The organism is Vibrio sp. 2130-1 (genome assembly GCF_033339515.1).
Genome location: NZ_JAWOUT010000006.1, coordinates 245,735 through 271,816 on the forward strand (window position 1 = coordinate 245,735; position 26,082 = coordinate 271,816).

Genomic DNA, 26,082 nt, shown 5'->3' on the forward strand with positions numbered 1-26,082 from the left:
AGTTAGAAGGATTAGGTCATGCGCCATCGTAAGAGTGGTCGTCAACTCAACCGCAACAGCTCACATCGCAAAGCGATGTTCAGCAACATGGCTAGCTCTCTAGTACGTCATGAAGTTATCAAGACTACTTTGCCAAAAGCAAAAGAGCTACGTCGCGTAGTTGAGCCTTTGATTACACTAGCTAAGACTGACAGTGTTGCTAACCGTCGTCTAGCATTTGCACGTACTCGTGACAACGAAGTAGTTGCAAAACTATTTAACGAACTAGGTCCACGTTTTGCTGCTCGTCAGGGCGGTTACACTCGTATCCTAAAAGCTGGCTTCCGTGCTGGTGATAAAGCTCCAATGGCTTACATTGAGCTTGTAGATCGCCCAGCTGCTGAAGAAGCTGCTGAGTAATCAGTTCGTAAGAACGAGAAAGCCGAGCATTAGCTCGGCTTTTTTGTATCTGTAGTTCAGTAAACCTTTATATCCAGCCTGCATTTATTTCAACCCATGCAGACTGGCAATTTAAAAAGTGATTATCACTTGCGCTTATTTACTAGTATTCCACAACCCGCCCAACGAACTTAGAAGCCCTTCGCTAGCGCCTTGCTTGTTCAAGTAATCCAAGATTACTGGAGCAAACTGACTGATCATAGATGAGTCTAAACCTAACGTATCGAATGCACTTTTTACTGCACTGATATTCTCAATATTTCCTAGTAAGCTTTGTGCTCCTTGCAAGTTTGAAAGTCCAGGAATCAAAGACTGTAATTCACTACTATTTTCTTGCGAAAGCTGGCTTTGAGCCAAAGCGAGTAGTGCACCACTGCCTCCGGCTGCTTGCTCAGTGGATACTGGTAATTGGCTAGTTAGCATGTCTGTTAATGGAGACGACTCGGTGTTCAAGCTGCTGCCGACCATGTCCATCAGGCCACTTTCTTTACTTTTTTGAGTGACTGAATCTAAGAATGCGTGCGCACTACCAATGTTGATTGATAGGAGTGCTAGAGTTAGGAGTGTTTTACGCATAGTACCTCCAAAGGTTGAGCGTTTTTTAAAAGTGATTTTATTTTTAAAGGCTATCAGAGTGAAAGGTTCAGAGGTGAGAAAGTTTATTCAGTTTAGACAAAAAAACGGCGCTAGTGCGCCGTTTTATTTAATCATAATTGAAAATGGTTTCAATTAGATAATATCTAATAGTTCTACTTCGAAAACTAAAGCTGCAAATGGAGGGATAGCCGCACCAGCGCCACGCTCACCGTACGCAAGATCTTGTGGTACGTATAGCTTCCACTTAGAGCCAACAGGCATTAGTTGTAGTGCCTCTACCCAACCTTTGATTACACCTGTAACAGGGAATTCAGCAGGTTGACCGCGAGATACAGAGCTATCGAATACAGTACCGTCAGTTAGCTCACCGTGGTAGTGAACGCGAACTGAGCTTTCTGCTGTAGGAACTGCACCAGTACCTTCAGAAATGATTTCGTACTGAAGACCAGAGTCTAGAACGTTAACTTCAGGTCGTAGAGCGTTGTCTTTTAGGAACGCTTCGCCTTCTGCTGCCGCAATTTTTGCTGCTTCTTGGCGAGCTGTTTCTGCACGAGTGTGAAGTTCTTGTAGTGCTTTGTTGATTTCATCAATTTCGATTGATGGCATGTCACCAGTTAGTGCTGTTGCAATACCCGCTGCGATAGCATCAACGCTAAGACCTTCAAGACCAGAGCCTGCAAGTTGCTGACCCATTTGCAGACCAATGCCGTAGCTTGCTTTTTGTTCTGCAGTTTCAAATTTAATTTCAGACATGAATGTCGCTCTTATTAGGAGTGATAAAGGTAACAGGATATCAGTTTCGAGCTTAGGTTTAAATGATTGCGACTGAATGCTTAATTGAGGCGGCCAGGTTGTGACTTATCTCTTACTCCAAGTGAAATTTCTGCTAATTTAATCCCAATTCCATTTTAGTTTGGTGAAAAACATATACTCTCCGCGTCGGTATTTTTATACTGACCGTAGAAGTATTAAGGGACTCATTACAATGAATCGTCGCAGAAAGAAAAAGCAGCAAGTCGACTATGTCGAATTGGTTAAACAAAAATTCGCTGCTATCGACTGGAAGCAGCCGTTCAACAAAGAGCAATGGTTGGAGCGTATACAGCCTGTTAAGCAGTTTTGGTTGCGTCTGCCTAAATTTCATCAGCGTGCTTTGATGGTCTTAGTGCCATTGATTCTGGTACTCCTTGTTATTCCTTTGCCAAATAAAACAGATCAACCAGTTGAGCAGACTGAGGTCGATCATCAACGCGTAGCGATTGAGCTGAACGCGCAGAGTTTAAGCCAGCAGAGAACCTCTCAGAACTCTGGACCGAAATCTGAAGACTGGAAAGAGTACACGGTTAAAAATGGTGATACATTAGCGCAGGTTTTCAGAAGTAATCAGCTCTCTATGGCGGATCTTAGCGCTCTGGTCAAAATAGAAGGCAGTGATAAGCCGCTAAGCCAAATAAAGCAGGGACAGTTGATTCGCTTTAAGCTTAGTGACGAAGGCGAGTTAGATATGCTACAGCTGGAAAAAAGCGGGCGGTCCGTTATGTTTTTCCGTTTGTCGGATGGGACCTTTGGGCGTAACAAGTAAACGCTTCAAATGAAAAGACGCGAATATATCGCGTCTTTTTAGTTAGTTTTTTAATTCGATTAGTTTTCATAGTAACCAATCGAATTGAAACTTATAGCGCTACGGATTCTTTCCGCATATCCACATGAGGGATACCATCTTCAAGGTAGCACTCTGAGATAACCTTGAATCCATGACTTGCATAAAACTGGATGAGGTGTTCTTGAGCACCTATATCTATTGTCTGCCCTGGCCATAATGTTTCGCATTGTGCCAATGCCTTGTCCAATAACTTATGACCTAAGCCACCGCCTCGCGCGGTCTGCTTTGTCACCACTCGACCAATACTCACATTGTCATACGTAGTGCCTGCGGGCAGTAATCGTGCGCAAGCAACCAGTTCATCACCGTGATAGCCTATTAGATGATAAACGCCTTCGAGTGTGTCCTTACCATCAAGTTCAGGATAAGGGCAGGTTTGTTCAACAACGAATACATCCACACGCAATTTCATCATTTCATACAGCTGTGTGGTTGTTAGCTGAGCAAAGGGCAAAGTAATCCAAGTGAGCATGTTGTCATCCGTAATGAGAATAGAGTGACTGACTTTACTTTGTTTTGAGCTCATACTCATTAACAAAGGTTAATTAGCACTGGTTTTCCCACCAAATCTGGTGATAATGTGCCCTCTTTCCATCTCACCTGAGGATATCCCCGTGAGCAAACAAACATTCGATCAAGTAGGGCTTAACCCAGCGTTACTTGCCACACTTGATTCCCTGAACTATACCCACATGACGCCAATTCAAGCTTTGAGCTTGCCTGCAATCCTAAAACATCGTGATGTCATCGGGCAGGGTAAAACGGGCTCAGGTAAAACCGCTGCATTTGGTTTAGGGGTTTTATCGAACCTCAACGTCAAACGCTTTCGTGTCCAGTCATTAGTATTGTGTCCAACGCGTGAGCTTGCAGACCAAGTAGCGAAGGAAATTCGTACTTTAGGTCGCGGCATTCATAATATTAAAGTGCTTACTCTCTGCGGTGGGATGCCTATGGGGCCACAAATTGGTTCGCTGGAGCATGGTGCGCATATCCTAGTTGGTACTCCTGGTCGTATTTTGGATCACCTTGAAAAAGGCCGAATTGATCTTAGCGAACTGAATACCTTGGTGCTAGATGAAGCTGATCGCATGTTGGACATGGGGTTCCAAGACGCATTAGATGCAATCATCGATGCAGCGCCAAAGCAGCGTCAAACTCTACTTTTCAGTGCTACTTTTCCAGAAAAAATTGAGCAAATTGCGCAGCGTATAATGCAGACACCGGAAGTGATTAAGGTGGAATCGACGCATGATACCTCAAGCATTGCGCAGTACTTCTATAAAGTTGAAGGCTCGGAAGCACGTGATGAAGCGTTGGCTAATTTGCTGCTGACTCACCAACCAGAGTCCGCGGTGGTTTTTTGTAATACCAAAAAAGAAGTTCAAAGTGTCGCAGATGAGTTGCATCACAAAGGATTCAGCGTTATCGATATCCATGGGGACTTAGAGCAGCGTGAACGCGACCAAGCATTGGTGCAGTTTGCTAACAAGAGTGTGTCTATCCTTGTTGCAACAGACGTTGCGGCGCGTGGTTTGGACGTTGATAATCTTGATGCTGTCTTTAACTTTGAGCTATCGCGCGATCCTGAGGTTCATGTGCACCGTATTGGTCGTACAGGTCGTGCGGGTAGTAAAGGTTTAGCGTTCAGCTTTTTTGGTGAGAAAGACGGTTTACGTGTAGCTCGTATTGAAGAATACCTAGAGATGGACGTGGTACCAGCAACATTGCCTGCCAAATCAAATCAGCAGCCATACCAAGCGAAGATGGTGACGATTAACATTGATGGCGGTAAGAAACAGAAAGTACGACCGGGTGATATTTTAGGTTGTTTGACAGGAAAAAATGGTATTCCAGGCTCTCAAGTCGGAAAGATTCACCTGTTCCCTGTACGCGCTTATGTTGCCGTCGAAAAGTCTGTGGCTAAAAAGGCTCTACAGACCATTAGTAACGGCAAGATGAAAGGGCGACAGTTCCGGGCGCGAATTCTTAAATAGCTCAAATAGCAGAGAAAAAGCTCTTCGTTTGAAGAGCTTTTTTCTTTTTTGAGTTTATTTGAGAGTGTGATCTTTGGTTAAGCGCGCTTTGATTCGGCTCAAACTGATTGGCGTAATGCCGAGGTAGGCCGCAATTTGACTATCGGTAATACGTTGCTTTAAATCTGGGTAATGAGCGCAAAATAATTGATATCGTTCTTCTGGAGAGTAGAGCAACATAAAGCGTTCTTTGTTCTCTTTATTAACCAGTTGGTTTTCGAGTAGCTTTGAGTAAATGGCGTGCTTTTCTGCTCGCCAGTGATGCAACGTTTCAATTGGCAAGCAAAATAGCTGACAAGCGCTCAGCGTTTCCAATAAGTAAGGCGAAGGTTGGTCCTTTATTATGCTCTCAAACCCGATAACCCAGTCCTTCTCCCAATAAAATTCTTTACTAAATTCTTTGCCGTGCTCAGTAAGATAGCTTGCGTGGCATAACCCCTCAATGATGAAGTAAAGGTGTGAGCTAAACTCCCCTTGGTGATTAAGAATGTGGCGTGTAGGCAGTTCGAGCAACTCACCATTTTCAATAAGTTGGTTTGCTTCTGTCTCTAAAAAGCCATGTTTGACTAAGTCTGAAAAAAGATCGCTGTGCATGTGATAACTCAGAAACGGTTTTCTTTATTTTAACGGGTTTTATTGATAACAAAAAAGCGGCTCATGAGAGCCGCTTAGTGTTGTTGTCAAATCAACCTTATTTATTCAGATCGATTTGATAAATTGCGAAACCAATGTCGTCTGTTGACACGCGTTTCATTGGGTATTGTCCTTTCTCTTTGATGAACTGCGCCGCTTTATCGCTAGGGGAGGTTTCGAAACGAATATCTAGCTTGTTATCGGACTTAATCGGTGCGAAAGACCAGTTGTTGTCAGCGCTTGGTGTCACTTCTCCTTTTTCTTCACTCACGCGAGAAATATAAGTGGCGACGACAGAGCGGTTTTCATCTGGTGCGTCAAACGCAATGAAATCTGGGCCTGTACCAGGGAAAGTATTGCTATAAGCACGGTAGTTATTGGTTGCGATGATGAAATCTTGCTTCGGATTGACAGGCTTACCATTGAACGTCAGGTTTACAATACGCTGAGAATCTGGATTAATCACTTTACAATCTGCATCGTACTTCGGCGGTTGGGTAACGTCGATTTGGTAGTTAACCCCATCAATAACATCGAAGTTGTAAGTACGGAAATTATCCCAATCAATCAAAGGTTGCGGTTTAGGATTGTTGATGTCGATGTGGTTGAATTGACCCGCACTGCACTCTAGCCATTCGCGAACTTCTTTACCTTTCACTTTCATCGCAACCAAGGTGTTTGGGTATAAGTAAAGATCGGCCGCATTACGGAAGGTGAGCTGACCGGACTCTACTTCTGTAAAGTTATTCGGATCGTTCTTACGACCGCCGACTTTAAATGGTGCTGCCGCACTCAGTACTGGAATGTCAGAAAGGTCTGGGTCGCCTTGAATAAAGCGTTCTACGTAGTCTTTCTGAGCAAGGTTAACGATTTGAATGGTGGGGTCGTCCTGCACTAATGCCAAGAAGCTGTACATGACATCATTTGCTTTGCCGATTGGTTGGTTTACAAATTCACGAGTGCCTTTGTGATCTTCTTCTAACGCTTTCACAATATCTGCATCGGCTTTAGCTAATGACTTCTTATTTACTTTATCGAAGATAGGGCGTGCTTCTGCTTGGCCTTCGACGACTTGCCATCTGCCGTCTTTCTCTTTCAGCATCAAATCCATCACACCTACGTGACTTCCCCAGCGACCAGGCATCACTGACGTTACACCATTGATGGTCCCTTTATCTATATCAACACCAGGTAGGTTTGCGAAGTCTTTCCCTGGGAAGACGGCGTGAGAGTGACCAAAAGCAATCGCATCAATACCTTCAACTTCTGTGAGGTAGTAAACAGAGTTTTCAGCGCCTAGTTTGTATGGATCAGTAGAAATGCCCGAGTGTGGAATCGCCACAATCACGTCTGCGCCTTCTTTCTTCATTTGAGGAATCAGTTTCTCTGCTGTTTCCTTAATGTCTTTAGCAAAGACTTTGCCTTCTAAGTTCTTCTTATCCCACACCATAATTTGTGGTGGTACAAAGCCGATGTAACCCACTTTTATTTGATGCGCTTCGCCGTTTGTGTCTTTAAATGTGTGAGTTTTGATGAGGTAAGGCTTGAAGTAATGCTCACCGGTTTGTTTATCAAATACGTTTGCGTTGATGTAAGGGAAGTTTGCCCCCTTCAACGTCTTTTGTAGAAAATCTAAGCCATAGTTGAACTCATGATTGCCAATGTTGCCCACATCGTAGTCTAGCTGGTTCATCGCTTTGTAGACTGGGTGCACGTCGCCGGGATTAATCCCCTTTGCTGCCATGTAATCGCCCATTGGGCTGCCCTGAATTAAATCACCGTTATCTACTAGTACCGAGTTTTCTGCCTCGGACTTAGCTTGTTTCACTATTGTTGCTGCGCGACTTAAACCGATTTGCTGTGATGGTTGGTCTTTGTAGTAATCGTAATCCATCACGTTGGTGTGAATGTCGGTGGTTTCGATAATACGAAGCTTGATGGTATCGGCCATTGCTGGGCCAGCAAGCGTTAGCATGCCACTTAAAACTGCGAGGGAAATAGGATGAACTGCCACTTTCATTTGGTGCTCCAATTCAATGATAAGGGGAAATCGTACTGCGTAATGTATCAAACACAGGTGCAACTCGATGATAAAGATACAGAAAACTGTGAACATTAATCAGTTTACTGAACCTTATTCATATTAACCGCCGACTTTTTCACGCTTTTGAATGAGACCAAACAAAAACTTCTTAGCAGATTTTTGAATAAAAAATGAAATTTTAGAATTTCAGGTAATATAAACGCCCCGCCATAATGCTTGCATAACGATATCAATGGACGATGAGCAAGCACATGGCAACGAACGATTCAGTCACTTCTTTTCCTAAACCAAAGCCCCGGTTAGTTTCTGACAACCCAGTCGCTGGTGTTACTCGTTTTGCAAAGCAATCGCTACAGCCTGGTGAAGTCGCCTTAGTAGGTGCAGGACCAGGCGATCCTGAACTTCTGACGGTGAAAGCACTGAACTGCTTGCAGCAAGCTGACGTGGTTTTGTACGACTACTTGGTGTCTGAAGAAATCATGGCATTGATTCCAAGCGATACGATTTTGGTGTGCGTTGGGAAGCGAGCTGGGCATCACAGTGTGCCGCAGGAGAAGACGAATCAGCTTTTGGTGGATTTTGCCAAGCAGGGCTACAAAGTAGTGCGCATTAAAGGTGGGGATCCGTTTGTATTCGGTCGTGGTGGTGAAGAGTTAGAAGTGCTTGCTGATGCCGGCGTTCGTTTTCAAGTTGTCCCTGGCATTACCGCAGCAGCTGGCGCAACCGCTTATGCTGGTATTCCACTGACTCATCGTGATTATGCGCAATCGGCCATCTTTGTGACTGGCCACTTGAAAGAAGAAAGTGATGAGATGGATTGGTCCACGTTGGCGCGTGGGAATCAGACTTTAGTGATCTACATGGGGCTGATGAAATCACACTATATTCAGAATCAACTCATTAAGCATGGTCGTTCAGCGTCGACTCCGATTGCCATTATTGAGCGTGGCACGCAGATTCAACAAAAAGTATTTACGGGAGAACTCTCCCAACTCTCTGATTTATCGAAGGAAGCACAGTCGCCATCTTTGATTGTTGTCGGAGAGGTAGTGCGACTGTCTCAAAAGTTAGACTGGTTTTCGTCTAGTACTGAATTCAACAAAAGTGCTATTGCCAACTCCATATAATTTCAGACCAAAGATTAGAGACGTAATGCGCCTTCAAGCTTAAAAAGGAAATACAAAACATGGACCAACAACGTTTAACTCACCTTAAACAACTCGAAGCGGAGAGTATCCACATCATCCGTGAAGTTGCGGCTGAGTTTGATAACCCAGTCATGATGTATTCGATTGGTAAAGACTCATCAGTGATGCTGCACCTAGCGCGTAAAGCTTTTTACCCAGGTAAGATTCCATTTCCATTGCTGCATGTCGACACCGATTGGAAGTTCCGCGAGATGATTGAATTTCGTGATCGCACCGCGGCCAAATACGGTTTTGAGCTTTTGGTACATAAGAATCCAGAAGGTCTAGCCATGGGCTGTAGTCCGTTTGTTCATGGTTCTTCTAAGCACACTGACATCATGAAGACTCAAGGCTTAAAACAAGCGCTGAACAAGTACGGTTTTGATGCGGCCTTTGGTGGCGCGCGCCGCGATGAAGAGAAATCACGGGCGAAAGAGCGTGTGTATTCATTCCGCGATAAGAACCATACATGGGACCCTAAAAACCAACGTCCTGAGCTATGGAAGACGTACAACGGTCAGGTTAATAAGGGTGAGAGCATTCGTGTATTCCCGCTGTCTAACTGGACTGAGCTTGATATCTGGCAATACATCTATTTAGAAAACATCGAGATCGTGCCGCTTTACCTCGCGGACAAACGCCCAGTTGTTGAACGCGATGGCATGCTGATCATGGTTGATGATGATCGTATGGAGCTTCAACCGGGTGAAGTGATTGAAGAGAAGAGTGTGCGCTTCCGTACCCTTGGTTGTTATCCATTGACTGGGGCCATCGAGTCTGAAGCAAACACTTTAACTGGCATTATCGAAGAGATGCTGGTGGCAACGTCGAGTGAGCGCCAAGGCCGAGCGATCGACCACGATCAGTCAGGATCGATGGAGCTTAAGAAACGTCAAGGTTACTTCTAAAGGATCTAAGGAAAGATAATGAACAGTGCAGTTGAAGCTCAATTAGCCGAGCTTGGTATCGAAGGCTATTTAACACAACACCAGTACAAGTCGTTACTTAGATTCTTGACTTGTGGCTCGGTGGATGACGGTAAAAGTACATTAATCGGTCGCTTACTCCATGACTCAAAACAAATTTATGAAGATCAGCTAGCGGCAGTGCACTCAGACAGCCAACGTGTGGGTACCACGGGTGAAAAGCCTGACCTTGCGTTGTTGGTCGATGGCTTACAAGCTGAGCGTGAGCAGGGGATCACGATTGATGTGGCTTACCGCTATTTCTCGACGCAGAAACGTAAATTCATCATTGCAGATACTCCTGGACACGAGCAGTACACACGTAACATGGCTACAGGTGCATCGACATGTGACTTAGCTGTGATTCTGGTTGATGCACGTAAGGGCATTCTCGATCAAACTCGTCGTCACTCTTTCATTTCCAACCTGTTGGGCTTGAAGCACTTTGTTGTGGCGATCAACAAGATGGACTTAGTGGATTACTCGCAAGAGCGCTTTGAAGAGATCCGCGACGAGTATTTGAAGTTCTCTGAGAATCTGACAGGGGATATTGATATTCAAATCATCCCGATCTCAGCGCTTGAAGGGGACAATGTGGTGGATAAAGGCCAAAACCTGACTTGGTTTAAAGGCCCATCATTGCTTGAGCTTCTTGAAACGGTCGATGTGGATCAAGAAAAAGGCGCGGGTGAATTCCGCTTCCCTGTGCAATACGTTAATCGTCCTAACCTCGATTTCCGTGGTTTTGCGGGGACCATTTCTTCTGGTTCGATCAAAGTCGGTGATGCCATTAAAGCATTGCCATCGGGTAAAACGTCAACTGTGGCACGTATTGTGACCTTTGATGGTGATATCGAAGAAGCTCGTGCCGGATTAGCTGTCACTCTGACGCTAAGCGATGAGATCGATATTAGCCGTGGCGACTTAATTGTTCTAGATAATGCTCAAGTGGAAACCACAAACCATTTGCTTGCCGATGTGGTGTGGATGACAGAGCAACCCCTGCAACCGGGTCGTGACTATGACATCAAAATCGCAGGTAAGAAAACCGTAGGTCATGTTGAAGCGATTCGTCATCAATATGACATTAATAATCTCTCGACTCATAGCTCGGCAGAGCTGCCATTGAATGGTATTGGTTTGTGTGAATGGTCTCTTAATGAGTCAGTCGCGCTGGACAATTATCAAGACTGTGCAGATACCGGTGGCTTTATCATTATCGATCGTCTGACGAACGTGACGGTTGGTGCCGGCATGGTTAAAGAGAGCCTCGCCGTGGTTGAGCGCGATTTGACGGACATCTCTGCGTTTGAAGTTGAGCTTAATGCGCTTGTCCGTAAACACTTCCCACACTGGGAAGCAAAAGACGTCAGCCAGTTTCTGAAAAAGTAACTGGCTCACCCAAGTACGATAATTTCAGACACTGTCTGCTGCTGTACTTGGGGCGTCGCTACCTAACTGAATTGCGAAATGTCGTTAGGTATTCTCCTAATACCAGAATGCTTCGGTGGAGCCCAAGAAAACCGAGCATTCTGATGTTCTTTTCGCTTGCGCTGATTTTTGTCTGTTTACTCGTTTGTCGGTGTCTCATGGATAAATGAGTCGTTGTTGTGCCCTTTGGGGCTATTTGGTAAGGAAAGGCTATGTGGGAACAAGGGTTTGTGTTAGCGATTTTGCTTGGCATTATCACTTGCTTGCTTGTCACGAAAATTAAGCCTAGTTATGTCTTTGCGGGTGCCGCTTTTATTGCATTCATGGCTGGGATGATGGATTCAGCCACTATCGCATCCAATTTTACCAACTCTTCATTGTTAACCCTGGTTCTATTGATTCTTGCATCCTGTGCTCTAGAAAAAACACTGCTGATCAGTTGGGTGAGCCGAAGTATCTCTGAGGGCCAGTTAGGCAGCGTGATTGCTAAGCTCGGTGTGTCGACCGCCTTGCTTTCTTCATTTACGAATAATACCGCTGTGGTTGTCTCATTGATTGGGGCGATTAAGCGTAATCAGCAGCATGCACCTTCGAAATTACTTATTCCCTTGTCTTACGCCGCCATTTTTGGTGGCACGTTAACTTTGATTGGTACGTCGACTAACTTAATCATCAACAGCTTTGTCGAAGACGCAGGCTTACCGAGCCTGAGCTTTTTTACACCCACGATGATAGGTTTGGCTGTGCTGGTGGGAGGGATGCTGATTCTTATCCCGCTCAGCTACTTGCTACCGAATTATGATGATCAAAACCAAGAAGATTTACCTTACTTTCTTGAGTCTCGCGTTGAGCCAGGCTCACCGTTAGTTGGGCGTACGATCAGCGAGAATAATTTACGTGCGCTGCGCAAACTGTTTCTTGCAGAAGTGGTGCGCGATGGTGTTACTGTTTCTTCTGTGGGACCGGATTTTGTGCTCAATGCAAAAGACCGCCTGTTATTTTGTGGCGATGTTGAGAGCGTCGCGACCCTGCAAGAAATTCCGGGCCTCAAGTTGTTTGGTCAGCAGCACTTAAATGGGCAAAACTTTATCGAAGTTGTGGTGAGCTCGTCGGCGACGTTTTGCTACAAAACCCTCAAAGAGAGCCGATTCCGCGACCGATTCGATGCCGTTGTTGTGGCGATTCGCCGAGGCCACGAACGCCTAGAAGGTGGCTTGGGTAGCATTACCTTAGCGCCAGGGGACACGTTAGTTCTGGTTCCAGGCAAGCGTTTTGAGTCTGAACGCCGAGCTCATCGTAAAGAGTTTGTTTTAGTGCATGACTTGGACTCTAGCGCTCGGCTTGATACTAATAAGTCTTCCATTGTATTACTGGGCTTTGCAGCCGTAATTGGATGCGCTCTATTAGAGTTAGTACCGATTATTAAAGGTCTAGCTGCGTACCTTATCGCGCTTATTGCGTTTGGTATTGTGCAGATTTCAGAACTGCGCCGCCGTTTTCCGATTGATATCGTCGTGATTGTCGGTTCCGCTTTGTCTATTGCTCAACTGATGATCTCTTCTGGATTGTCAGAAAGAATGGGAGTGATGTTTATTGAAGCGTTTAATGGCTGGGGAGTATTTGGTGCCTTGGTGGCGACTTATATCATGACATTGGTACTCACTGAATTGGTGACAAACAATGCCGCGGCTGCGCTTTCTTTTCCTATCGGCTATAGCATGGCGGTGGGTTATGGCGTGGATCCGATGCCATTCATCATGGCGGTTTTGTTCGGCGCGAGTGCGAGCTTTATCTCTCCCTACGGTTACCAAACTAACCTGCTGGTGTACAGCGTAGGAAATTACAAATTGACCGACTACGTGAGAATTGGAGTGCCAATTTCGATTGTGTACTCTGTATTAGTACTTACTTTGATCCCGGTCTTTTTCCCGTTTTAATTCCGATATTTACAAGGATACGTTATGACTGCCGAAACGACGGTAAAAGATGAAAACATTGTTTGGCACCAGCATTCGGTTGATAAACAGTTTCGTGCTGAATTAAAGAAGCAAAAACCTGCCGTATTGTGGTTCACTGGTTTATCTGGAGCGGGTAAATCAACCGTAGCTGGGGCGTTGGAAAATCGCCTTGCAGCATTGGGTTACCACACCTATTTATTGGATGGTGACAATGTACGACATGGTTTGTGTAGCGATTTAGGTTTTTCTGAACAGGACCGTCGCGAGAACATTCGTCGCATTGGTGAACTGGCGAAGTTGATGGCAGATGCGGGTTTAATTGTTCTGTCGGCGTTTATTTCACCGCATCGTGCAGAGCGGAAGTTAGTGCGCGATTTATTGCCAGAAGGCGAGTTTATCGAAGTGTATGTCAATGCATCTCTAGAGGTTTGCGAAGGTCGAGATCCTAAGGGTTTATACCGTAAAGCCCGTGCGGGAGAGATTCCTAATTTCACTGGTATTGATTCGGAATATCAAGCGCCAGAGAACCCTGAAATCGATTTGCCCGCGGGAGAAAAGAGTGTCGATGAGCTGGTGGATTTGTGCTTAATCGATCTTAAACAACGCGGTGTGATTCGATAAAAAAGCATTTAGATCATAGGTGACCTAAAGCTCTTTGAGCAGCTTGAGAAGTATTTGGATCATAGGTGAACAAATGCTTCTCAAGCTGGCTAGACGGTATGATGAACCGTACTTTTAGCTTCACTATGGACACTAAACCTATGATTTAACAGTGCAAGCATTTGATCGTAGTATTCGGCATGTGGTTTGTTTCCGAGTAAGGTACAGAGCTCATTACCTGTCGGTGTGAAGCGGTAATATAAAAGGCGGACACCTTTGCTGTTTACGTTCAGTGATAAGTTTTTACCTTGGTAGGTGAGGACCAACGGTGTCTCGATACTAATTTCGCCAGATTCAAGTTCGGCACTGTGCAGCAGCCCTAATTCAATTAAGAGCAACAAGCTTGAATACGGCAGTTGAAAACTTCCCATATTTAGGCTGTTAGCGACGTCTCGCTTGCCGAAGCTAAATATGCCTCCTTGCGCTTTGTAACCAATCAGCAGTTTTCTGCTGTGATCCCCTCCAAAACTGCACGCTAAAGAGGCGGCTCTTTGCAGAGTTTGTGCTTCCTTTGGTGACATATCCTTGAGGGTTTTCAACGCTTTCATGGACGTTGAGCCCGGATTGGTCACTTCACGCTTCATCACTTGAGCCCATAGCTTTTGCATCGCGCTGTTATGGATGTCTTGAGCCATCTCAAAAAATCGATGCAACCAATCTTGGTCTGGCTCTCCCGCTGTCTCATCTCGGCATGAACTGTGCGCTAATTTTAAAATCTGTTCTAAGTTTTTTTGTCGCTGTTCTTGGCGTCTTTGCTCTCGCAATTGGGCTCTTTCAAACGCAGATTTGGCTGGCGGTTCGGTTTGCAGTAAGGCGTCAAGACCGTGTATTTGGGCTATGGTTTTTACCTTACTAGCACTGTCTTTTATGTAGCCTTGTTTCTTTTCTTGTTGCGTATTTTTTTTTGTGTCTGACTGATGTTCGATGACAACAGGTTGCTTTGTCGGGTCTGCCATTCGTTTTCCTACCAAGAACTGCGCGGTTCGCACGTTTAAATTTACACCTTATCTGACCAAGCGACCAGACAGGAGTTCTCAGTTTTTGAACGAATAGGGCTATTCAAAATGATAATGAGTTGTTAAAATTGTTATCGTTATTTTGGAGGGGCTATGAAGTTCTCAGAAGCAGGTAAACTCAAAAAGCACCTGTCGATAGCGTTTCTTTTGGTTATTTATGTGGGCGTATTAGCGTATTTATCTCGTTATATCGTGTAGCACAAAGCTAAAAAAGGCGCCAGTGTGACGCCTTAGGTGTAGCGAGGCTTATCGACGACTTAAATTACATATCGTCGTAGGCTTCTATTTCTGATCCCTCAATAACGTAAGCCGTTTCTGCCAGTTCGTGGTTTATCGTCTCGGTTTTCAACGTTCCAACCACATATATAACATCCCACAACTCTTGAACAGGCGCGCCTTTCGGAAACTTCACGTAAATGATCTGGTTTGGAGGCGGTGGTGGCACGTGAATACAAGCTCCAAAATATGGCACCAATAAAAATTCGGTGACGGTATCGGCATCACCTTCAAGTGGGATAACAAACCCTGGAATTTTAACTTGGCTTCCGTTCAGTTCTGGTCGAACGTTACCAATCTTGGACTGCTGGGCTGCGCCACCACTGTGATCAGATGCAGGCATGCCTATACTGTCGAACAATTTACGCTCTTTTTCTGGAACAAGGTCAATCCAGTCAAGCTTCAATGGTTCTTCGCTGGCCATAACAGGCGCTGTGAATGCGACGACCAGCAAGCAACTTGCGAGTATTTTTTTCCACATTTTATTAAATCCTTATTGTCATTCCGTCACTCAGTGACTGTCGGTAGGCGCGGAGTGCGGGAATGAAACCAATCACAATACCAGCGCATTGTACGAAACCTAATAGCATCCACTCATAAGTAGATAAGATGCTTAAGGTGAGATGTATTCCATAGTGCTGTTGGATGATCGGCTGCGCGATAGCCAGAATGGCATACAGCCCAGTAACGCCAGTAATAATACCAGCAGCAGTGAGCAAGCTGGCTTCACTAATTAAGAGTGAGAAAACATGACGAGGCCTTGCTCCCATGGCACGCAAAATCGCCATTTCACGGCGGCGTTCCTGTAGGCTAGTTAATAGACTGCTTAACATACCTAACAACCCTGCGATCACGACAAAACCAGATACTGCCATTAGGGCTTGCTCTGCAACCGACATCATTCCCCATAACTCATGCAACGCAACGCCGGGCATAATGGCGCTGAGCGGCTCTTTGGGGTAGGTGTTAATTTGTCTTTGCAGGGCGAAAGTTTGAATACGAGATTTCAAACCAACGAGCATAGCGGTAATTTGTTTGGGCTGAAAGTCTCTGTTTTTGAGATCTTGTGCCTTGGGTGTCGGGCCCAAACGCGCACCACTTTCCCACCCAACGTGAATGGCTTCGATGGCTTCCAATGATACATGGACAGTTTTGTCGACTGGTGTTCCTGTAGGTGCAAGGATACCGACAACTTTAAATGGCAGATTGTCATGACGGCTAAAGCCAACGTCGCTAATGCCGTGGGCAATGATGATTTCGCTACCGATATCATAACCAAGTTGTTTAGCGACATCAGAACCTAGTACGGTTTCAAATAAACCATTGAATTCTCTACCCTTGCTGAATGTTAGTGGTTGCTTACTTCCAAACTTGTAATGCTCAAAGTAACTGTGATTGGTTCCCATAACTCGGAAGCCTTTATGCGAGTCGCCAAGCGAGATTGGAATAGCCCAATCGACTGAACGATGATTGGCAAACTCTTGGTAGCTTTTCCAATCGATGTTGTTGGTCGCATTACCAATACGAAACACAGAATAGAGCAATAGGTTCACTTGCCCAGAGCGTCCACCAATAATGAGGTCTGTGCCTGAAATTGTATTGGCGAAGCTATCCTTGGCTTGAGTTCGGATACGCTCGACGCCCAAGAGGAGTACCACTGAAATCGCAACGGTCATGATGGTTAGAATTGCCGTCGCTTTGCGGTTCATCAAGCTCTTCCAGGCGAGCTTTACAACAGCACTCATGATATGGCTCCTAGGCTAGATACTTGATTAATGTCGGGTAGATTGAGCGTGCGATCGAATAAGGGTTCGAGTGTTGGGTCGTGGCTAACGAATACCAGTGTGGCATTGGCTTGATTCGCTTGCTCCATAAGGAGCTCAATAAATGCTTTACGATTGTCATAGTCTAAAGCTGAGGTTGGTTCGTCAGCGATCACTAACTCTGGATGTCCTATCAGAGCTCGAGCCGCAGCCACACGTTGTTGTTGACCAATACTCAATTCAGAGACAGGGCGTGTATGAAGCTCGTTTGGCAAGTGCAGTCGTTCTAGTAGGGCCTGAGCCTGTTCATTTAACGTTTGAGATGAGGCACCTAAATGGGCACGGTCACGTCGTATTTTACTGAACTGACATGGCAATAATACGTTTTCAAGTACGTTAAGGTACGGCAATAAATTGAACTGTTGAAAGATGTAGCCAATATGATTGGCGCGAAAGCGGTCTCTCTGACTGGCACTTAAACTAGCAAGGTCAGTATCGAGTACAGATAGAGAGCCTGAAGTTAATGTGTTAATCCCCGTCAACAAAGCGAGCAAGGTCGATTTACCGCAGCCACTTGGACCTTTGATAAACACATGCTCGCCTTGTGTAATGTGTAATTTGGGGATGTGGATGGTTGGGTTGGTTGAACCGGGCCAGAAAAATTGGGCATCCTCTAGCTCGACAACATTTGGTGTGGTTTCAGTCATATTAAATCACCAAAGCTGTGGCGTGTAAGTGGGTACTTACACGCCACTCGTGTTATTTGATTACGATTTGGGTGTTATCTTTGCTTAATTTAATTGCTGATTGCATGGTATCAGTGAATATATTGACGCTGATGGACTCTGTAGTTGGGAATTGGTTGAACCAATCGGTTTGGATTTGGCTAAGCTGATTAACTTGTTCGCAACTGAAGCGATATTGCACCGAAAATTCACCGTGCCCGCCATGATCGTGCGCCTCATCATGAGCGTCATGGTGGTCATGTTTATCATGATGTTCATTATGATCATGGTGTTCGTGCCCTTCATGATCGTGATGTGCATGGTCATCATGGTCGTGCTCACTATGATCATGTTCCTCATGAGTTTCGCTTAGGTTGTGGCTCACGTAAGCTTCTTCAATATTACAATCAGCTTGTGAGTTAATAGCGAACAATGCGTTGCTGTCTTCGAGTGTAGCGACGGCTTGTTTAAGCGCTTGCTCTTGTTGCGCGTTTTCTGGAGCATGTTCGAAACCCACAACATCAGCTCCAGGAGCTGTGATCTCTACTAACAGATCTTTGCCATCTTGGGCGATATTAAACTCGACGTGACCATGCACATGAGCACCATGCTGGCGGTATTCGTTTGCATTCGCTGCTGTCGATAAAGTGAGGCCAATAGCAAGGGCTAAAACGTGTTTTGATGACATTGTATTTTTCCTAATTTTACTGGCATTAACCAAAGGCGGTATTGCTCAGATTCGAGTTTCACTAAGTTATTGTTCCCTGACACACTAGGTGCGGAAATGAACTCAATAATTTTGAGTGTGGAATAGTTTGGAAATTAAGCAAAATAAGGAGGGGCACGAGCAGCGCCAAGAACTTCTTCGCCGTACACGAGATGCAAAAAAACATGATGATGCTGGGCGCGCGTAAAAGTCGGTGTAGAGAGGGTAGGTTGTACCTTTGCTATACCGTGCTGAACACCAGAAAATAATTGGCAATGATGATGGGTATGATGGTCGGGCGTCAGATCGACTTGATGAAGTACAACCGCAAAGTTCCAAGCGATCAGCAACGCAACACTGAAAAATAAAGCAGTGCGATACCAATATCTTAGTATTTTTTGCTGGTGGTGGTACATCTGAGCTCCTCTTACCGACTGTTATAATATAACACCCATAATGAATAAAAGTTCACTCTTTTGTTGGCTAGCAGAAAAATTTAACTCAACACATACGTGCCGAAAAATATTGGTAATACTCTCTGATGGAAGTGTCGCACTTATAAAGAGCAGAGTTATCACTGCCCATGCTTCTAATCAAATTCATATAGCTCCTTACAACAAGAACAAGGAGCCATTCAATGAAGCTAGATGTTCTGTTTAATAAGCTCAATGACTTTTGTTATCTCATCTTGCTCAAGTGCGCCCTCTTTGACGAACAGAATTTTGCCCGTTTTGTCTTGAACAATAATGGCCGAACTTTCTTCTTTCAGGTCCCAAGTATTGGCAACTACGCCATTTTCATCAAGAACCATGGATGACCATGGAAACTCTTTTTTGCTGTCTTGAGCTGAAGACTTCACGAAAGAGCCTGTCCCCCAAATTGCATCATCTTGGTTGATGATAGTCGTGGTCTGGTAGCTTTCTTGTGGAAAGTTTTCCGCAGTTATTGCCGACATTAAAGGGGCATTCATTTCTTTTGAACTGCTACGGCCTGCAATGGCTTGAATGACACGAACTTTGCCTTGCATATGTTGAGTTGCCCAGGGTTGGTATGCAACGCCTTCGCCTTGTAAAACAATCTCGCCGTAAGCGGCAACATTGACAGGAGGAACGCTTTTTCCCACTGACAAGTTGTGTGCAAAGGTCAAGCTTGGCGTTAAGGCCAGTAATAGAGGTAGGAGAGTCTTAGTTTTCATATTGTTATATTCCGTACGAGGTTTGGAAGCTTCCAGTATATATCCAGATCCTAGAAATTTGTAGGACCGTTGATAACATTTATTTAACGTATGGAGTGGTGTAATCTTGCGTTATATTTAGAATTTGCTAAAATGAGTTCCGTCGCAAATTGCGCATTAAGATTGCAGAGGAAAAATAAGCAATCCGTGTTTTCTCAAAGGAATTGAGGTGAGTTATGCTACGTGAGTTTGCTGTATATCGACCATTACAAGTGGCCCGTTTTGTTAAAACGTTGTTCAAAGGTCAGTTTTTTATTGTTGGGGTTGGCTGTTTTCAGTTCGACAATGGCAAAGTGTTACTACCTGACGTCAACGATCATAAAAGGCTCACCATCTTTAAAGAAGTCAACCAAGTGATAGCATCATTATCGGCTTAGTTAGCTTGGTACCCACTTAGATTTAGAAAAGAGCGACCATATCGGTCGCTCTTTTTGTTGCTGGTTAGGTTTATCCTTGGAGGCTTGGTGGGAAGCAAACTCCCGTTCCTCCGATGCCACAGTAACCATCAGGGTTTTTCGCCAAATATTGCTGGTGGTAGGTTTCCGCAAAGTAATACGGACCTGCTGGTTGTATTTCGGTGGTGATGTTCGCGCGCTGCTCTTCTTGCAGTGCTTGCTGATACAAGAGTTTCGATTTCTCTGCGCTCTCGAGTTGCTCCGTCGAATAAGTGTAAATTGCAGAACGATATTGAGTACCTAAGTCGTTACCTTGACGCATTCCCTGAGTTGGGTCGTGTTTTTCCCAAAAAACAGCCAGTAGCTTTTCTAATGAGATGACGCGTTCATCGAAAACGACTCGTACGACTTCTGTATGACCCGTTTTACCCGTACAGACTTCTTCATAGGTGGGATTGGGTGTGTACCCCCCAGCGTAACCGACCGAAGTAGATACAACGCCGTCGAGTTGCCAAAATACGCGCTCAGCGCCCCAAAAACAGCCCATTCCGAGCAAAATCTGCTGTTGGTGTGACGCCAGAGGCGCCTTTAGGTTAGATTTATTTACAAAATGATGATCGTCAATCTGCATTGGTTGATCTCTACCTGGCAAGGCATCTTCTATACTGATCAATGTTTGTTTGTTGAGCATGGTATTTGTCCTTCAATACGTGTCTTAAATTTGCGAACTTTTTCATTTCGTCTGTATCTGATGCTGTGATGACATAGACCGCGTTAAACCTATTAATATTACAGACTTAGAATCTAATTGGCGTTATCATTATTTACGTTTACTTAACCTCATTCAGCCATAAAAGCATGATAAAAAAAGCTCTCCCCACCATTGTTGGCCTGTTTGCCTTTTCTCATGGTGCCTATGCCGATGTTTCTTTGACTTTGAAAGGCATTGATGGCGCTTTAGAAGAGAATGTCAGTGCGTATCTGTCATCTATTCCAGAGAAGGATTACTCCACTTCTCTGCGTTTTCAAGCGAGATTAGATCAAAGTATCACTGAAGCGCTTAACGCGCTTGGGTATTATCATGCAAAAATTTCATACTCTATTCCCGAAGCGAATGATGAGTTAATTGTGCTCATCAAGCCGGGCTTGCCAGTGAAAGTGAAAGTCATGGATGTGGTCATCACTGGAGAGGCTAAAGACGATGAAGAGTTTGCAAAACTTATTGAGCGCTCTCCGCTAAAAGTTGGTCAAGTTTTGAATCAAGGCCAATACGACAGCCTTAAGTCAGGCATTCGTAACTTGGCGCTTCAGCGTGGTTACTTCAATGGTGAATTTACGCTAAGTCGATTAGAGGTTATCCCTGATCTGAACGAAGCTAATGTCCGTTTGCACTACAGCAGTGGAATACGTTTCAATTTTGGCGACGTTTCTTTTATTGGCAACCACATCTGGGAAGATCGTGTCGCATCATTACAACCTTTTAAAGAAGGGGACCCATACAACGTTTCGAAGCTGGGCGAGTTTAACCAGAAGCTATCAAATACGGAGTGGTTTTCCTCAGTTTTTGTTGAGCCTGAATTGGATAGGCTTGATGATGGCCGAGACTTGCCAATTAAAGTGTCTTTATCTCCTGCTTCGAAGAATCAGATCGAGACGGGTATTGGTTACTCAACGGATGTCGGCGTTCGAGGAACGTTGAAGTGGAAGAAACCTTGGGTGAGCTCCCGAGGACACAGTTTCAACACTGCTTTATCCCTATCTAAGCCAGAGCAAACCGTGACTGCTTCTTACAAAATTCCTTTAGAAGATGTCGCTAACGATTATTATCAAGTTCAATATGGGCTTAAAAACCTAGACAACCGTGACACACAGAGTATCGAGTCTAACCTTGCAGTGGAACGCCATTGGTTAGCAGACGGTGGTTGGCATAATACCGTTTATGTTCGTCATTTGTACGAGAGCTTTACGCAAGGTTTACAAGATGATGAATTCAACTTCGTACTTCCAGGTGCGACATTTTCTCGGACTAGGGTTCGAGGGGGCAATATGCCAATGTGGGGAGACAAGCAAAGCATCACTATTGAGTATGGTGATACCGCTATGCTTTCTGAAACTAGAGTGCTCCGCTTAATTGGCTCGACTTCTTGGATTCGTGGTATTGGAGAGAATCATCGTGGTTTGTTCCGCCTAGAAGGTGGTGCGAATATTACCGATGAACTTGAAAAGCTATCACCGTCGCTGCGTTTCTTCGCTGGTGGTGACAATAATATTCGTGGTTACGGCTATGAATCTATTTCACCTGTGGATGAGAGTGGTGCTTTGACGGGTGGTAAATACATTGTTAGCAGTACATTAGAATACCAATATCGTGTTTATGGAAACTGGTGGGCTGCAACGTTTTACGATATTGGTGATGCGTTTAATGAAACACCAGATTGGAAATCAGGTGCTGGTGTTGGTATCCGCTGGGCGTCTCCGGTGGGCCCTGTTAGTTTTGATTTTGCATGGGGGTTGGATGCAAAACCAGAACGAGAGTTTCGTATCCACTTCTCATTGGGGCCTGAGCTATGATCAAAATGATGTTTAAGTGGACCAAATGGCTGTCGCTCAGTTTGATTGGTCTATTGCTGTTGCTCATCATTATTGTCGCGACAGTTTTGTTTACCCACCCAGGCCTCAAATTTGCCTTGTGGGGAGCTGAAAAAGCATTATCACAATTGCAGATTGAAAAAGTGCAGGGTTCATTGTTTCCTCGCTTCGAACTGCATAACGTCAGTTTTGTCGATGAGTCTTTGAATATCGACGCCAAAGTTGAGCGTTTAGCTTTGGCAGTGAACTTCCGCTGTTTCTTTGACCCTAAGGTCTGTGTCGATGAGTTAAGACTGCAGGGGCTTGACTTTAAGATGCCAGAGCTACCGCCAGCAAGCGAGGAGCAAGAGGAAACACAACCACTGCGTTCTATCAGTACGCCAGTGCCAATTTTTGTTAATAAAGTCAGCTTTAATGACATCAATGTCAATGTGCTGGGCAATCAAATTGATTGGCAAACATTCTCGACCGCTTTGTCGATGCAGGGTGATCGTTTGGTGATCGCACCTACCGCGTTGAAAGACATTAATGTGGCTTTAGCACCAAGTGAGGCTGAACCTGAAGCGGCTGCCGAGGAGCCGAAAGAAACTGACGTTACGCCGCAAGATATTGTGTTACCCGAAGTATGGATTCCACTGACGGTTGAAGCGCGTCATCTTGATATTCACAATTTCAAACTGGCGGGTGAAACGCCAGTGATCGTCAATCATCTTGGTTTGGTTGCAAGAGCAGGCGGTGAACGTGTTGATGTCAAAACGTTAGAGCTCGACATGCCAGAAGTGGAAGGCAAGTTGAGCACACAAGTGACGCTTTCTTCTGATTACCCTATCAAAGCGCAACTGGACGCGTTAGTGAAGCAAGCGGATGCGAAGGGACAAAAACTGTCGCTTTCGGTCTCGGGTTCGGTTGGTGATTTGTCACTAAATGCTACGCTTTCTGAGCTTGTACAAGCGGAGATCAAAGGTGATATTCAACCGCTTAAAACGCAGTTACCGTTTGATGTCGTGATTAAAAATGTACAGGCGCAATGGCCGCTATTTGGACAAAGCGATTACCAGGTTTCTGTACCAAGCTTGGTGGCAAAAGGCTCACTTGATGGCTATGAAGTCGCATTAGAAACCAAAGCGTCAGGCAAAGATATTCCCGCCGTTGATGTCGCACTAAACGGCAAAGGTACGTTAGAGCAAATTGACCTCGAAAGCCTTGTAGTGAAAACCTTAGGGGGCGAACTCTCTGGGAAAGTCATGGCCAATTGGGCCGCGCCAATCAACTGGCAAGCTGACTTAAACCTGAAAAACATTCAACCAGGTTTACAATGGAAAGAAGCCGAAGGGGATATTAGCGGTAATCTTTCGACTTCGGGGTCGTTAACAGAACAAGGCGGTTGGCAAGTCAGTTTGCCTAAGTTAGACATTGACGGCATTTTGCGAGGTTATCCGCTGAATGTTGAAGGGCAACTTGAAGCGTCTGATAAAAACGGCAAAGGCGAAGACATCCAACTTACCACTCAGGGTTTAGCGCTTTCTCATGGTCCAAACCAACTCAGTGCAAAGGGTAAGATCGATAAGCAAATTCTGATGGATGTTGAGGTTAACTTCCCTGATTTTGCGAAAAGTGTTCCGGATCTTGCAGGTAAAATGCAAGGTAAAGTCGCACTACGTGGTAGCTTGAAAGAACCAGACATCAATCTTGATCTCGCTTTAAATCAGATAAACTGGCAGCAACAGGCGAACGTAGAAACGATCACCTTAAAGGGTGATGTGAAGCCTCTGCCAGCACCAAAAGCGAACATAAGCCTAATTGCGAACAACATTACCTATGACGACATAAAAGTTGATAGTGCTGACCTTGAAGTCTCTGGGGATGAAAAACTGCATCAACTGACGCTCGATGTAGTGTCTGACCTGGTGTCGACCAGTTTAGAAATTGAAGGGACATTCCAGCAGAAACCAGAAATGATTTGGAATGGGGCGCTGCGCCGCTTGACGCTGAGCTCGCAACAAGGCCCGTGGGCGTTGCAAAAATCGACCGCGGTGAAGGTCAATATCGACAAACAGATCGCGAACGTTCAAGCGCATTGTTGGTTGCAAGCGGAGTCGAGCGTATGTCTAACCGAAGACATTAGTGTCGGTAAGAGTGGCCAGGCGAAGTTAGCTATCAATGATTTTGATTTTGACCAAATCAAACAATTCCTGCCGCCAGAAACCAAGCTGCAAGGCTCGGTTAATGCACAGGCTTTTGCTAAATGGGCACCAGAGAAAAAGCCTGAAGTAACCTTAAGTGTCAATATGCCAAAAGGCCAAGTTGAACAAGCGCTTGAACAGCCAATTAAAGTCGGTTGGGAAAGCTTCAACTTTAAAGCAGCATTAGCGAAAGACAAGCTTGATGCCGAGTGGCTATTTGATGTGAAAGATAACGGTGACTTGTCTGGTAAGGTTTCTTTACTGAATGTCTCGTCTGAAAAGCCCACTATTGATGGTAAGGTTTCACTCTCTACGTTCCACTTGGATTTCTTGGCACCGTTGATTGGTGAGTACAGCTTGTTTAAAGCAAACATGAATACTGACCTAGCGATATCAGGTGACGTCATGCATCCGAAGGTGAACGGCCAGTTCTTGATTGACCAAATGAAGCTACAGGGTGAAGTCACACCGATAGATATAAACTCAGGGCAGGTCGTCATCAACTTTAAAGGCCATCAAGCGGACTTGGATGCCGGAATTTTAACCCCGGATGGTGAGTTGAACGTTACCGGTGATGCCGACTGGCAGGACTTACAGAACTGGCGCACTAAAGCGCGTGTATTTGCTAAAGAGCTCAATGTTGATTTGCCTCCAATGGTAAAAATCAAAGTGGAGCCTGACATGACAATAGATGTGACCCCTCAGCTTGCGAAAATTGAGGGTGATATTAATTTGCCATGGGGCAGAATTGTCGTCGAAGAGCTTCCACCAAGTGCGGTAGGCGTATCGAGTGATACCGTTATTCTCGATAAAAACTTGCAGCCAGTGGACGATGTGGCTGCGATGCCGTTTGATGTGGAAACGAACATCAACATTAAAATTGGTGATGACTTCCAACTTGCCGCTTTTGGTTTAAAAGGTGGGTTGAAAGGGAACCTAAACGTGACACAAAAAGACAAAGGTCCTTTCATCGTTGGTGAAGTGAATGTTGTCGACGGTTCTTATCGTTCGTTTGGTCAGGACTTATTGATTAAAGAAGGTAAGATTCTGATGAATGGTCCACCAGATCAACCTTACTTGTCTATCAAAGCGATTCGTAATCCAGACAATACCCAAGATGATGTCATTGCGGGGGTACAAGTGTCAGGCCCAGCATCTGATCCGAGTATAGAAATTTTCTCAGAGCCCGCGATGAACCAAGCCAATGCACTTTCTTATCTACTTCGTGGTCAAGATATTGATGGTGAAGCCGGTGGTAATGCAATGACGACTACCTTAATTGGTTTAAGCTTGGCGAAGAGTGGTCGTGTGGTTGGTGAAATCGGTGAAGCCTTTGGCGTACAAGATTTACAGCTGGACACTGCTGGGTCGGGCGATGATTCGCAAGTGACGGTGAGTGGTTATATTCTGCCAGGTTTGCAGGTGAAATATGGTGTCGGCATCTTTAACTCCCTAGGTGAGTTCACTGTGCGTTACCGATTGATGCAAGACTTGTATTTAGAAGCAGTATCTGGTGTAGATAGCGCCGTTGACCTACTCTATCAGTTTGAGTTCGATTAAAGTGCTTTAACCTAAGCATACACAGT

General features: G+C 45.0%; 24 protein-coding genes. 11 read left to right on the forward strand and 13 right to left on the reverse strand.

Annotation, left to right across the window (positions count from 1 at the left end):
• The first annotated feature begins 18 nt into the window (after nt 1-18).
• A complete protein-coding gene (rplQ, locus tag R7Q09_RS11490; RefSeq protein ID WP_005383141.1) occupies nt 19-399 on the forward strand; it encodes a 50S ribosomal protein L17 in 381 nt (126 codons plus the stop codon).
• Nucleotides 400-534: 135 nt separating this feature from the next.
• Here rplQ and R7Q09_RS11495 read toward each other — a convergent pair whose 3' ends face one another.
• The gene (locus R7Q09_RS11495) at nt 535-1,014 is read right to left on the reverse strand and encodes a DUF2780 domain-containing protein (protein ID WP_318070463.1); all 480 of its coding nucleotides are present in this window, start codon (nt 1,012-1,014) and stop codon (nt 535-537) included.
• A 153-nt stretch (nt 1,015-1,167) separates the two neighbouring features.
• Nucleotides 1,168-1,788 (reverse strand): FKBP-type peptidyl-prolyl cis-trans isomerase, encoded by a 621-nt coding sequence (locus tag R7Q09_RS11500; RefSeq protein WP_005383137.1) that lies wholly within the window; start codon nt 1,786-1,788, stop codon nt 1,168-1,170.
• Between the two features lie 232 nt (nt 1,789-2,020).
• Between R7Q09_RS11500 and R7Q09_RS11505 the strand changes: the two genes are divergently transcribed.
• Entirely contained in the window at nt 2,021-2,617 is a 597-nt protein-coding gene (locus R7Q09_RS11505) for a LysM-like peptidoglycan-binding domain-containing protein (protein ID WP_017820296.1), read from the forward strand.
• A gap of 91 nt (nt 2,618-2,708) precedes the next feature.
• Here the strand turns inward: R7Q09_RS11505 and R7Q09_RS11510 are convergent, their stop codons facing one another.
• A complete protein-coding gene (locus tag R7Q09_RS11510; RefSeq protein ID WP_017820295.1) occupies nt 2,709-3,170 on the reverse strand; it encodes a GNAT family N-acetyltransferase in 462 nt (153 codons plus the stop codon).
• 142 nt (nt 3,171-3,312) lie between these two features.
• Between R7Q09_RS11510 and dbpA the strand changes: the two genes are divergently transcribed.
• Complete coding sequence (gene dbpA / locus R7Q09_RS11515) at nt 3,313-4,692, forward strand: ATP-dependent RNA helicase DbpA (protein ID WP_005379583.1); 1,380 nt, start codon at nt 3,313-3,315, stop codon at nt 4,690-4,692.
• Nucleotides 4,693-4,746: 54 nt separating this feature from the next.
• Here dbpA and R7Q09_RS11520 read toward each other — a convergent pair whose 3' ends face one another.
• Nucleotides 4,747-5,325 carry a Crp/Fnr family transcriptional regulator gene (locus tag R7Q09_RS11520; protein ID WP_318070464.1) on the reverse strand — a complete coding sequence of 193 codons (579 nt, stop codon included), beginning with the start codon at nt 5,323-5,325 and terminating at the stop codon, nt 4,747-4,749.
• 97 nt (nt 5,326-5,422) lie between these two features.
• Entirely contained in the window at nt 5,423-7,384 is a 1,962-nt protein-coding gene (gene cpdB / locus R7Q09_RS11525; RefSeq protein ID WP_262657352.1) for a 2',3'-cyclic-nucleotide 2'-phosphodiesterase, read from the reverse strand.
• Between the two features lie 275 nt (nt 7,385-7,659).
• Between cpdB and cobA the strand changes: the two genes are divergently transcribed.
• From cobA to cysC, 5 genes are all read left to right on the forward strand, one after another.
• Nucleotides 7,660-8,535 (forward strand): uroporphyrinogen-III C-methyltransferase, encoded by an 876-nt coding sequence (gene cobA / locus R7Q09_RS11530; RefSeq protein WP_318070465.1) that lies wholly within the window; start codon nt 7,660-7,662, stop codon nt 8,533-8,535.
• Between the two features lie 59 nt (nt 8,536-8,594).
• On the forward strand, nt 8,595-9,503 hold the full coding sequence (gene cysD, locus R7Q09_RS11535) for a sulfate adenylyltransferase subunit CysD (protein ID WP_005379592.1): 909 nt from the start codon (nt 8,595-8,597) through the stop codon (nt 9,501-9,503).
• An 18-nt stretch (nt 9,504-9,521) separates the two neighbouring features.
• The gene (gene cysN / locus R7Q09_RS11540) at nt 9,522-10,952 is read left to right on the forward strand and encodes a sulfate adenylyltransferase subunit CysN (RefSeq protein WP_017633444.1); all 1,431 of its coding nucleotides are present in this window, start codon (nt 9,522-9,524) and stop codon (nt 10,950-10,952) included.
• A 251-nt stretch (nt 10,953-11,203) separates the two neighbouring features.
• Nucleotides 11,204-12,928 (forward strand): SLC13 family permease, encoded by a 1,725-nt coding sequence (locus R7Q09_RS11545; protein WP_005379596.1) that lies wholly within the window; start codon nt 11,204-11,206, stop codon nt 12,926-12,928.
• Between the two features lie 24 nt (nt 12,929-12,952).
• Nucleotides 12,953-13,570, forward strand: a complete 618-nt coding sequence (cysC, locus tag R7Q09_RS11550) for an adenylyl-sulfate kinase (RefSeq protein WP_005379598.1) — start codon at nt 12,953-12,955, stop codon at nt 13,568-13,570.
• A gap of 89 nt (nt 13,571-13,659) precedes the next feature.
• On the opposite strand, the gene R7Q09_RS11555 is transcribed toward cysC, so the two are convergent.
• From R7Q09_RS11555 to R7Q09_RS11585, 7 genes are all read right to left on the reverse strand, one after another.
• Nucleotides 13,660-14,565, reverse strand: coding sequence for a TIGR03899 family protein (locus R7Q09_RS11555; protein WP_005379599.1), 906 nt, complete (start codon nt 14,563-14,565; stop codon nt 13,660-13,662).
• Between the two features lie 322 nt (nt 14,566-14,887).
• Nucleotides 14,888-15,382: a DUF3299 domain-containing protein gene (locus R7Q09_RS11560; protein ID WP_005379600.1), complete on the reverse strand. Its 495-nt coding sequence runs from the start codon at nt 15,380-15,382 to the stop codon at nt 14,888-14,890.
• 4 nt (nt 15,383-15,386) lie between these two features.
• Nucleotides 15,387-16,646: an ABC transporter permease gene (locus tag R7Q09_RS11565; protein WP_005379602.1), complete on the reverse strand. Its 1,260-nt coding sequence runs from the start codon at nt 16,644-16,646 to the stop codon at nt 15,387-15,389.
• Nucleotides 16,643-17,371, reverse strand: a complete 729-nt coding sequence (locus tag R7Q09_RS11570; protein WP_005379603.1) for an ABC transporter ATP-binding protein — start codon at nt 17,369-17,371, stop codon at nt 16,643-16,645. The genes R7Q09_RS11565 and R7Q09_RS11570 overlap by 4 nt, the downstream gene beginning before the upstream one ends.
• A gap of 52 nt (nt 17,372-17,423) precedes the next feature.
• The gene (zrgA, locus tag R7Q09_RS11575) at nt 17,424-18,077 is read right to left on the reverse strand and encodes a zinc uptake protein ZrgA (protein ID WP_033906016.1); all 654 of its coding nucleotides are present in this window, start codon (nt 18,075-18,077) and stop codon (nt 17,424-17,426) included.
• Nucleotides 18,078-18,211: 134 nt separating this feature from the next.
• Nucleotides 18,212-18,511: a DUF2607 family protein gene (locus R7Q09_RS11580; RefSeq protein ID WP_080996158.1), complete on the reverse strand. Its 300-nt coding sequence runs from the start codon at nt 18,509-18,511 to the stop codon at nt 18,212-18,214.
• 227 nt (nt 18,512-18,738) lie between these two features.
• Nucleotides 18,739-19,290, reverse strand: a complete 552-nt coding sequence (locus tag R7Q09_RS11585; protein ID WP_182015966.1) for a YtfJ family protein — start codon at nt 19,288-19,290, stop codon at nt 18,739-18,741.
• A 215-nt stretch (nt 19,291-19,505) separates the two neighbouring features.
• Between R7Q09_RS11585 and R7Q09_RS11590 the strand changes: the two genes are divergently transcribed.
• Entirely contained in the window at nt 19,506-19,706 is a 201-nt protein-coding gene (locus R7Q09_RS11590; RefSeq protein WP_005379612.1) for a DUF1107 domain-containing protein, read from the forward strand.
• 70 nt (nt 19,707-19,776) lie between these two features.
• Here the strand turns inward: R7Q09_RS11590 and msrA are convergent, their stop codons facing one another.
• On the reverse strand, nt 19,777-20,415 hold the full coding sequence (gene msrA, locus R7Q09_RS11595; RefSeq protein WP_005379620.1) for a peptide-methionine (S)-S-oxide reductase MsrA: 639 nt from the start codon (nt 20,413-20,415) through the stop codon (nt 19,777-19,779).
• Nucleotides 20,416-20,582: 167 nt separating this feature from the next.
• On the opposite strand from msrA, the gene R7Q09_RS11600 reads away from it, so the two are divergent.
• Both R7Q09_RS11600 and R7Q09_RS11605 read left to right on the forward strand, forming a co-directional pair.
• On the forward strand, nt 20,583-22,295 hold the full coding sequence (locus R7Q09_RS11600; protein ID WP_005383121.1) for an autotransporter assembly complex protein TamA: 1,713 nt from the start codon (nt 20,583-20,585) through the stop codon (nt 22,293-22,295).
• Complete coding sequence (locus R7Q09_RS11605; RefSeq protein WP_318070466.1) at nt 22,292-26,056, forward strand: translocation/assembly module TamB domain-containing protein; 3,765 nt, start codon at nt 22,292-22,294, stop codon at nt 26,054-26,056. Before R7Q09_RS11600 ends, R7Q09_RS11605 begins: the two co-directional genes overlap by 4 nt.
• Nucleotides 26,057-26,082 lie beyond the last annotated feature (26 nt).